The sequence below is a fragment of the Corynebacterium tuscaniense genome, from assembly GCF_008693065.1.
Lineage (GTDB): Bacteria > Actinomycetota > Actinomycetes > Mycobacteriales > Mycobacteriaceae > Corynebacterium > Corynebacterium tuscaniense.
On the sequence record NZ_VXKH01000060.1, the window covers coordinates 1 to 8,773 of the forward strand.

Annotated in this window: 10 protein-coding genes, 1 tRNA gene and 1 pseudogene; 8 read left to right on the forward strand and 4 right to left on the reverse strand. The window is 59.1% G+C overall.

From position 1 onward, the window contains the following. The coding region (locus F4V54_RS09055; RefSeq protein ID WP_150386920.1) for an FtsX-like permease family protein at positions 1-1,411 on the forward strand (1,411 nt) is incomplete at its 5' end. 21 nt (positions 1,412-1,432) lie between these two features. Here F4V54_RS09055 and F4V54_RS09060 read toward each other — a convergent pair. Next, complete coding sequence (locus tag F4V54_RS09060; protein ID WP_150386921.1) at positions 1,433-1,876, reverse strand: FluC/FEX family fluoride channel; 444 nt, start codon at positions 1,874-1,876, stop codon at positions 1,433-1,435. Further along, positions 1,873-2,217: a CrcB family protein gene (locus F4V54_RS09065; RefSeq protein ID WP_170253143.1), complete on the reverse strand. Its 345-nt coding sequence runs from the start codon at positions 2,215-2,217 to the stop codon at positions 1,873-1,875. Before F4V54_RS09065 ends, F4V54_RS09060 begins: the two co-directional genes overlap by 4 nt. A 116-nt stretch (positions 2,218-2,333) precedes the next feature. Here F4V54_RS09065 and pgm point away from each other — a divergent pair, with 116 nt between their 5' ends. The 5 genes from pgm (at position 2,334) to F4V54_RS09090 (ending at position 6,430) form a co-directional block, all read left to right on the forward strand. Then, a complete protein-coding gene (gene pgm / locus F4V54_RS09070) occupies positions 2,334-3,995 on the forward strand; it encodes a phosphoglucomutase (alpha-D-glucose-1,6-bisphosphate-dependent) (RefSeq protein ID WP_150386922.1) in 1,662 nt (553 codons plus the stop codon). 49 nt (positions 3,996-4,044) lie between these two features. Beyond that, complete coding sequence (locus F4V54_RS09075; RefSeq protein WP_376997808.1) at positions 4,045-4,521, forward strand: MauE/DoxX family redox-associated membrane protein; 477 nt, start codon at positions 4,045-4,047, stop codon at positions 4,519-4,521. Positions 4,522-4,617: 96 nt separating this feature from the next. Continuing rightward, positions 4,618-5,337: a DsbA family protein gene (locus F4V54_RS09080; protein WP_034665241.1), complete on the forward strand. Its 720-nt coding sequence runs from the start codon at positions 4,618-4,620 to the stop codon at positions 5,335-5,337. Positions 5,338-5,454: 117 nt separating this feature from the next. Then, positions 5,455-5,527 (forward strand) — tRNA-Ala (locus tag F4V54_RS09085). 303 nt (positions 5,528-5,830) lie between these two features. Continuing rightward, on the forward strand, positions 5,831-6,430 hold the full coding sequence (locus F4V54_RS09090; RefSeq protein ID WP_034665244.1) for a hypothetical protein: 600 nt from the start codon (positions 5,831-5,833) through the stop codon (positions 6,428-6,430). A gap of 340 nt (positions 6,431-6,770) precedes the next feature. On the opposite strand, the gene F4V54_RS09095 is transcribed toward F4V54_RS09090, so the two are convergent. Beyond that, positions 6,771-7,304 carry a hypothetical protein gene (locus F4V54_RS09095; protein WP_034665246.1) on the reverse strand — a complete coding sequence of 178 codons (534 nt, stop codon included), beginning with the start codon at positions 7,302-7,304 and terminating at the stop codon, positions 6,771-6,773. Positions 7,305-7,312: 8 nt separating this feature from the next. Next, positions 7,313-7,990, reverse strand: coding sequence for a hypothetical protein (locus F4V54_RS09100; protein WP_150386923.1), 678 nt, complete (start codon positions 7,988-7,990; stop codon positions 7,313-7,315). Between the two features lie 64 nt (positions 7,991-8,054). Between F4V54_RS09100 and F4V54_RS09105 the strand changes: the two genes are divergently transcribed. Together F4V54_RS09105 and F4V54_RS09110 are read left to right on the forward strand one after the other, a co-directional pair. Next, positions 8,055-8,546 carry a methylated-DNA--[protein]-cysteine S-methyltransferase gene (locus F4V54_RS09105; protein ID WP_034665250.1) on the forward strand — a complete coding sequence of 164 codons (492 nt, stop codon included), beginning with the start codon at positions 8,055-8,057 and terminating at the stop codon, positions 8,544-8,546. Between the two features lie 43 nt (positions 8,547-8,589). Then, a pseudogene (locus F4V54_RS09110) lies at positions 8,590-8,773 on the forward strand (fructosamine kinase family protein); the annotation flags it as partial.

Sequence of the window (8,773 nt, forward strand, 5' to 3'; positions counted from 1 at the left end):
GGAGGCTATGCGGTCGAGTGAGTCCTCGACTCCGCAACCGCTGAAGGCTCGTACTCTGGTCGGCGTGGCGTTGCTCCTGATCGGCGTTGGTTTGGCCGCATGGGGTGTGCTGTGGGAGGACGGCTCAACGGGGCCACGCGCGGGACTCGTTGGTGGTGCCGCGGTGTCGGCGATCATCGGTCTGTTTTTGGCGGGGCCAGCGCTCTCTCTGCCGATCGTGCCTGTGCTGGGCAAGGGGATTGGTGCGCCGTTTGGAGCGGTGGGCTCGCTGGCTGCGACGAACTCGAAACGAAATCCCCGTCGTGCATCGGCTACGGCGTTTGCGCTGATGTTGGGCGTGGCGCTGGTGACAGCGTTTGGCATGCTGGGAACCACTATGCAGCGGTCGGTGGACGACATCCTGGAAGACGAGGTCACCGCTGATCTTGTTATGTACGGTCCCCAGTTCGGTGCTTTCCCCGTTCCAGGTGATGTGCCGGGCAAGGTGGAAGAAGCCGACGGCGTGGGCGATGTGATCACGTATGCGCAGGCACCGCTGACCATTAATGGCAAAGCTGCCTACGAGATGGGCCCAATGAAGGTCAGCGACGTGATGAATGGCGATCCGGGCCGCCTGACAGTCATTGAGATGGTCGACGGCACATCGGATTTGTCGGATGGTGGCGTTGTTCTGCCTGAGGCGTATGCGAAAGAGCACGCCCTTAAGGTTGGCGATGTCGTGGACGTTGATTCACCGCTGGGCTCATCGCTGAGCCAAGGCGGGCCTGTGCAGGCGGAGGTAAAGGGCATCTTCAGTGAGTCCAACATCTTGGAATCCTTGGTCATCTCTCGCGCGACAGCGGACAAGCTGGTACGGCCGGACCAGGAGACCATCCTCATGGTCGGCGCCAACGGCGACGGCACCGTGGACCCAGAGACCCTGCGCACGAACGTGGAGGAGGCGGTCAAGGACAGCATCGTTGTCCAAGTGCGCACCCCGGAGGAATTCGGTGGTGAAGCAAAGCAGTTGATCAACCAGATGCTGTACATCTTGTACGCGCTGCTGTCGTTGGCGGTGGTGATCGCGGTGCTGGGTATCATCAACACGCTCACTCTGTCCGTCATTGAGCGTCGCCAGGAGATCGGCATGCTGCGCGCCGTGGGTTCGCAGCGCCGTCAGGTGCGCACGATGATCATTCTTGAATCCGTGCAGATCGCGGTCTTCGGTGCGTTGCTCGGTGTCCTCGCTGGTCTGGCTCTGGGGTGGGCGTTCCTTACGGTGCTTAAGGAGCAGGGCTTGGAAAACATTGCCTACCCGTGGACCATGATCGCGGTGATGTTGGCGAGCTCCGTGGTGGTGGGTGTTCTCGCGGCGCTGTGGCCGGCGAATCGTGCGGCGAAGACGCCGCCACTCGACGCTATAGCTGAGTAAACGGAGTAATTGGAATAAGAGCTAGAACGCCGGAATGAGCTGCAAGCCCACCCGCAGGCCGTACCACGCAGCAATGATGCCGGCGACACACGTCACCGTGGTGTAGCGGAGCAGTGGCCACCACTGTTTGCGCTCCACCATCTGGCCCATCTCTTTGGCCATGGTGGACAAGGTGGATACGGCACCGCCGAAACCGGCACCCAAGAAGGCTGGCCACATGGCGGGCATTGCCGCGGAGAAACCAAGGACTGCCGAGCCCACAAGGTTGGCGGCCCACGTTCCAGGCGTGCCCTTCAGAACCACGCTCAACGCCCAGCGGGTCAATCCGCCGAGGAAGGCGCCAAAGCCCACGAAGACGAACAACAGAAAGATCGTGCGTGCGCCATCGCCGGTGCTCAAAGCTTCGCGCAGGTGAGAGCCGACAACGCCGTCGGGGCCTAAGAATTGGGGGGTGCGTGGGATCATGGGGCGACCGATCGTCGATAAGCATTTCCTAGTTCCCACGCGGCGAGCCCCACGATCATCGTGCCCGCCATGTACATGAAGGCGTGCAGGGCGCTGGTCTGCATGGCCAGGAAGGATACGGCGGAGAACGTGGTGAACCCGCCGATCATCCCGCGACCCCAAAACGGGCCTGGGTCGAAGCGTCCCATGAGGAAACAGCCGATGAAGTTGATGATGAAGATGATGATGATCTCTGCCGGCGGCTCCGGCGCAATCAACGGTGTGAACGCAAAACGTGCAAGCGCACCGAAAGACGCGCCAAAACCAATGGCGAGACCTTCCTTGAGCGCTGTACTTAACACGTGTACACGGTAACGCACCCAGCCCCAGAGCCGTAAATGGGACTTTGCGTGGCGGAGTTACGCAAAGCGAGGGAAGATGGGGGTGGACCGTTAGCCCAACCGCATAAGGAGTAAGCATGGCGCACGCGAGAGCCGGCCAACCCGCCCGTCCAGAGGATCTCATTGATATCGCGGAGGTGGTCACCGCGTACTACACGCGTGAGATCGATCCGCATGATCCGGATCAGCAGGTGGTGTTTGGTACGTCGGGTCACCGTGGTTCGAGCTTGGATAATGCGTTTAACCAGCAGCATATTTGGGCGACCACGCAGGCAATCGTCGATTACCGCCGCGAGAATGCGATCGGCGGTCCCGTGTATATCGGGCGCGATACGCACGCGCTGAGTGAGCCCGCGATGGTGTCGGCGCTCGAGGTGCTCATTGCGAATGACATCGCCGTGCTTGTCGACGATTACGGGCGCTACACCCCCACTCCCGCCGTCTCCCACGCGATCCTGGCGCATAATGCCTCCCTTGCTGGCGGTGTGACCGGCACGGATCCGAAGCGGGCGGATGGCATTGTGGTCACCCCGTCCCACAACCCGCCGCGCGATGGTGGTTTCAAGTACAACCCGCCCTCAGGTGGCCCGGCGGATACGGATGCGACGGATTGGATTGCCGCCCGCGCGAACGCGTACCTGGCGCAGGGCCTTGAGGGCGTGCAGCGTACTCCGGTCAGCGGTGTGCTGGATGAGCGGGCGGGCAAGCATGCGTTCATGCAGAACTACGTGGCTGACCTGGTCAACGTGGTGGATATTGATGTGATCCGTTCTTCCGGACTGAGTATCGGCGCTGACCCGATGGGTGGGGCTTCGGTGGATTACTGGGGCGCCATCGCGGAGGCGCACGGTCTGAACCTCAACGTGGTGAACCCGCAGGTGGATGCCACGTGGCGGTTCATGACATTGGATACGGACGGCAAGATCCGCATGGACTGCTCCTCCCCGAATTCCATGGCCAGCTTGGTGGCTAACCGCGATAAGTACGACATCGCTACCGGCAATGATGCGGATGCGGACCGACACGGCATTGTCACCCCGGATGCTGGGCTGATGAATCCGAACCACTACCTGGCGGTGGCCATCGAGTACCTGTTCGCGCACCGCGACGGTTGGGCGCAGGATACGGCGGTGGGGAAGACGCTGGTGTCGTCTTCCATGATTGACCGCGTTGTTGCTTCGCTGGGCCGCAAGCTCGTTGAGGTCCCCGTCGGTTTCAAGTGGTTTGTGCCGGGGCTTATCGACGGCTCTGTCGGCTTTGGCGGCGAAGAATCCGCCGGTGCATCCTTCCTACGTAAGGACGGCACGGTGTGGTCGACGGACAAGGATGGCCTCATCATGGACCTGCTCGCGTCGGAGATCACGGCGGTGACGGGCAAGACGCCGTCCCAACGCTACGCGGAGTTGGAGGCAACCTTTGGCGCACCCGTCTACGCGCGCACTGACGCGGAGGCGAACCGCGAGCAGAAGGCGACCCTGAAGAAGCTCTCACCGGAGCAGGTCACGGCAACGACCTTGGCAGGGGACCCGATCACCGCCAAGCTCACCGAAGCCCCCGGCAACGGTGCCGCCATCGGTGGGCTCAAGGTGACCACGGAGCACGCCTGGTTTGCGGCACGTCCGTCCGGCACGGAGGACAAGTACAAAATTTATGCAGAGTCCTTCAAAGGGCAGGAGCATTTGGAGCAGGTTCAAAAAGAAGCGCAGGATGTTGTCAGCGCAGTACTAGGCGAGCGATAGGGGGGGAGCAGCACGCGAAGACCCCCTACTTTCGGCTAATGTTATCTAGGTGACGATTCAACAGGATGCGCCCGTGGCCCCTACGCGCGACCGTGTACTCGACGTGCTTTCTGCACTTGCCCGGTTTGGGCTGGCCTTCATGTGGATCTATGCCGGGGTGACCAAACTGGACAACCGGCTTCTGACCACGCAGAGCATTGAGGCGTACGAGATTTTCACCCCGTACTGGTCTCATCTGCTGGCTGGTCTGATCGGTCCGCTTGAAATCGCCGGCGGGCTCCTCCTTCTGCTGGGAATCAAACTGCGCCCGACTGGCTGGGTTTCCGTGGTGGTGCTTCTGTTGTTCATCATCGGCTTGGCGTCAGCCTATAGCCGTGGCCTGCAAATTGACTGCGGGTGCTTCGGGTCGAACCCTGATAGCTCCCCGGCGGATTTGCTCTGGGCGATTGCACGCGACGTGGGCCTCACTGCAGTCACTCTGTTCATGATCTACCGCCCGTTTAAAAAATTCGCGCTGTACCCCTAAACTTTCTTGGTAAAATAGTTCGACCACTGAGTATTAAGGTGATGTACTGTGACTTCCTCTTCTAAGCCGAATGCGACTAAAGGTGCTTCGCGGTCGGTGACAAACCCGAATTCGTCGGGAAGCAAAGGCTTCTGGGCGGCGATGGCTGCGTTGATACTCATCGGTGCGCTGGTGATCGGTCTCATCGTGTACAACGGCCGTGGCGCTCAAGCTGACCGTATTGCGGAAAACATGCAGAAGGTCGATGGGGTGAGCCTGTCACTTGCAGATAACGTGATCACTCTGAGCGGCGACAACGCTGATGGTGCGAAGGAAGCCGGCCTCTACGAGGACTTCTCCTGCCATTACTGCGGTGAGCTGGCGGTGAACACGGATGATCAAATGCTGGCCAAGATCCAAGCCGGTGAACTCACCGTGAACTTGCACCCGCTGATCTTCCTTGACGGTACCGGCGACCAGTACAACGCTGGCCACTCCACGCGCGCTCTTGCTGCGGTGCTTGCCCTGGCTGACAAGGGTGAAATTGAGGCGTACTGGAACCTCCGCAAGGCGCTGATGGAGCAGCAGCAGAACCTCTACGCCACCGCGGACAACGACACGTTGGCGGATCTTGCACACGACTTCGGTGCTTCCAAGGGCGCGGTTGAGGCAATCCGCAACGGCGAGTACACCGACCGCGCCAAGGCAATGGGCGAAGCAAATGCGAAGGATCTCGTGGACAAGACCGGTGACCTCTCATCGCCACGCGTGCTTGTCGACGGCAAGGATGTCCCCTCCGATCCCCTTGCCAACTGGATCGACGACCTCTTCGCTTAAAACCGCAGCTCTTAAAACCGCAGCGAGCAAGCGATTTTGGTCTCGCCTGTTCGCGGGTGTATATTGATCGGAGTCGCTCGGCGGACAAAGGCCTACAACCTGGTTCGCCGAAGCTATGGGGCTATGGCGCAGTTGGTAGCGCACCACACTGGCAGTGTGGGGGTCACGGGTTCGAATCCCGTTAGCTCCACAAGATTAAAACTGCTCCGCCTGATGGTGGCGTGGGTTCGTTCAACTTGCGATGGGTTGTCCCGGTGCGACAGGTTTCGTCGGTGAGTGCGAAATCTAGAATATCGTGAATTCTAGAAAGGGGCAGTGGAGAGACTGTGCTACCTGCCCTCACCGTCCAAGGACCCAAGCTGACTTAGCAGCGAACAGAATGAGCCTCTGATGCGCTGAATGATCAGGAATAACCAGCTCCAGCTGATTCATAGTCCACGCGTGTTCCTTATTTTGGATTTGCATTCAGTGAAACATTGTTAGCATCTTCATCATGAGAATCGAGTGGGGTGAAATATTCGTTGATCTGGCTGGGCATATTGCTTGGCCAATCTCGATTCTTCTCGTGGTTTGGCTATTAAAAGGATCGTTGCGACAGCTTCTTGATCCAAAGAACGTAGAGCAAATTGAGGCAGGGCCGAGCAGCGTCAAGTTAACCACCCGAAAGATCGACTCCGGACTAGACAGTGTCAAGCAGTCCATGTCGCCGTCAGCGCCTGGTACAGATCAAACTGGTCCGCTGGGGGTTGCTTCATTAAAGGGCTTCGCGGAGATTGCTGCCATAGATCCTGCAGCGGCCACACTGGCGAGTGCAGCACGGTTTGAGTCGGTACTGCGCCGGCGTATGGAGGGTGTGCATCGAGAGATTCCCCAATCATCGCAGGGTCGAGATCGCCTGCAGCCGATGGGCAGCCTGATCCGAGAAGCGCAAGAAGTTGGCGTGCTTAATACTAAACAAGCAAACGCAGCTACGCAGCTAAATATCATGCGTAACCAGATTGTTCACCAGTATGCAGACGTGGAGATGAGCGAATTGCAGGCGATCGAGTTTTGCCGTCTCTCGGCGGAATTGGAACGGGCGATCGACGATTAGCGATCGTGTTGTCGTCGGCAGCAGTCCGATTGCACGGGTTCGGTGAGTGTCCTTTGCCCACTGGCAACTCCGGTGCGATTGATGAGAGTTAGACGGCTGACGCGAACGCCTCCTAGCGGGGCTAAATTGGGTGAAATATTGCTCTTGTCAAGACGTACGTGTGGTACAGCGGCTTTATCTGACCGATCTCAGGCGTGTTTGTCGGGTTTCGTCATCGGGGCACACTGTCGTCGGCCATAGGCTTGGAAGACAGTGAGGGGCGGACCATATTTCATCGCAGGGATCTGTAATGCAGGCATATAAGTTACCTACCGTTTCGTGGGTTTCGTTGCTTAGAATCCTATAGGTAGATGCCGCCCGAGGAGCTCTCGCGCTTCGGTCGCGTGGCGGTCAGGTGAGGCAGCTCCGGGATCGCGCCGTTTTCTCGGACGAATGAGCACAGGATGAGGGTGGCGTTCTCGGTGCTTACTAAGGGCATCGTTGCGGCCCCCATGCCCGGTTCACCGAATTTCAGCTTGCGTTTTTGGTCGTCGTCGATAGTGATGTCCCATTTACCGGGGTAGAGCTGCGAGGCGTGTGCCCGCGGCGGCAAGCTGCCATCGAAGCGCGCTTTGAAGACCTCTTTTGGGCTGGCATAGGTCTTCGTCGTGTTGACGATGGAAAACAGGCCGTCGCCGCATGAGTGTGTCTCAATGAGGTGGCGCAGCTGGTCAAAGGACTCGATGGGGGTGGCCTTGGGCCAGTCCATAAAGTCGCCCCCTACGTGTATGCCCCACCCTGATGGAATGGCACTGGTGAAGTCGAATGGTGGAATTTCTACTGCCTGTTCGGGGGCAACTTCGGGTGAGCTTTTCTTCTTGAAGAAGGAGAACATGGCGGCTCCTACCGTCGTTTCATGTCCGAGAGGACATCGTCAAAGTCATTAAGTAGTTTGTCGAGCTTCTTATCACTGTCGTCGCGGTCTTCGGTGAGGATTTGGCGTTGGGCTTCGATGACGCGGCCGGCGAACGCGGTTACGCAGATGTCATAGTCGATGTTCCCGTTTTGTGCGTCTTGGGTCTCGACGCACTGCCATGTGAAGTTAGCAGTGTCGTGTTCGGTTTCTTTGAATTCATAGTTTTCATCGTTGAAGACGTCGACGGCGCTGTCGTACGCCTGCTGGAGGCCTTTATCGGAGGTAGGTGTGATGGGTTGGTATTCGCCGTCAACCTTCGGGATGTAGATGAAGCTGAGCACGCGAAGTGTTTCATCGTTGTTCAGGAGCTCGGCTTCGGTTGAGTAGTCTTTCGGGTTGCTCTCTCCGCTCCTTTGTTCCAGCCCGGGGAGTTTGTGGAGCGCAGTGTAGAAGTCGTTGGTGTAGAAACCGTCGTAGCTGTTCAAATCTTCGGTGTCTGCGGAGGAAGATGTGGTCGTGCTTGTCGGCGATTCCGTCGTAGTCGTTGTTGCTTGAGTGCTCAGGGGAGCTTCATCGGTAGCGTCATCGGTAGAGCAGGCAGTGAGCACTACGCTCGCAGCAGTGACAGCGGAGAGTGTGACGTAGGCTACTTTCGCGCTTTTCATGTCCGCCACAATAACAACTTTTCTGCATGGAAGGAGCGGGGAGGGGCGCGATACTCTGGAGGGCATGGATGATGTGCACTTCCAGGAGTTTGCTTCGCCGATCGGGCAGATCGGTGTTCTTGCTTCTCCGAAAGGGGTGGTGAAGGTTCTTTTTGAGGTCGATGACCTCGAGGTTAATCGCGCACGATTCCCAAAGGCCGAGCAGTCGTTGCTGGTGACGGAGCAGCTGACTGAATATTTCTCAAGACGCCGGCGTGAATTCACCGTGCCATTCGACTTCCGCTTTGTTTCAGGTTTCCGGGCGGAGGTACTCCGCGAGCTCGCCCAGGTGCCCTTCGGCCAGACAGTCACGTATGGCGAGCTTGCCCAGAAGGCGGGTAGCCCCAAGGCGGTGCGGGCGGTGGGGAGTGCGTGCGCGAATAATCCTTTACCGCTTCTCGTGCCGTGCCATCGGGTGCTCCGGGCGGACGGCACTCTCGGCGGGTATCGCGGTGGCGCGGAAGCAAAACGGTTTTTACTTGAGTTGGAGGGCATCGATGTCGCAGGTATTCATTAAACACGGCAGCGCGCCGGGAGCGGCGGCCGCAGAAGCCGCCTATTTGCGCTGGCTGCGCGAAGGTTCCGACGCAGTGGTGGAGGTCCTTGCCCTCGACGAGGAAGCGAACACCCTCACCATCGAGCACGTTGATACCGCGCGGCCAACCGCGGAAGCCGCGCGCCGGGCTGGGGAGGAGCTCGCCGCGATCCACGCGATGGGGGCCGATGCGTTCGGTGCCCCGTCTG

Excerpts from the sequence above, each read along its gene's own strand:
- F4V54_RS09060 (WP_150386921.1), bottom strand. The coding sequence starts at position 1,876 with ATGATCCCACGCACCCCCCAATTCTTAGGCCCCGACGGCGTTGTCGGC.
- F4V54_RS09090 (WP_034665244.1), top strand. The coding sequence starts at position 5,831 with ATGAGAATCGAGTGGGGTGAAATATTCGTTGATCTGGCTGGGCATATT.
- pgm (WP_150386922.1), top strand. The coding sequence starts at position 2,334 with ATGGCGCACGCGAGAGCCGGCCAACCCGCCCGTCCAGAGGATCTCATT.
- F4V54_RS09095 (WP_034665246.1), bottom strand. The coding sequence starts at position 7,304 with ATGTTCTCCTTCTTCAAGAAGAAAAGCTCACCCGAAGTTGCCCCCGAA.
- F4V54_RS09100 (WP_150386923.1), bottom strand. The coding sequence starts at position 7,990 with ATGAAAAGCGCGAAAGTAGCCTACGTCACACTCTCCGCTGTCACTGCT.
- F4V54_RS09105 (WP_034665250.1), top strand. The coding sequence starts at position 8,055 with ATGGATGATGTGCACTTCCAGGAGTTTGCTTCGCCGATCGGGCAGATC.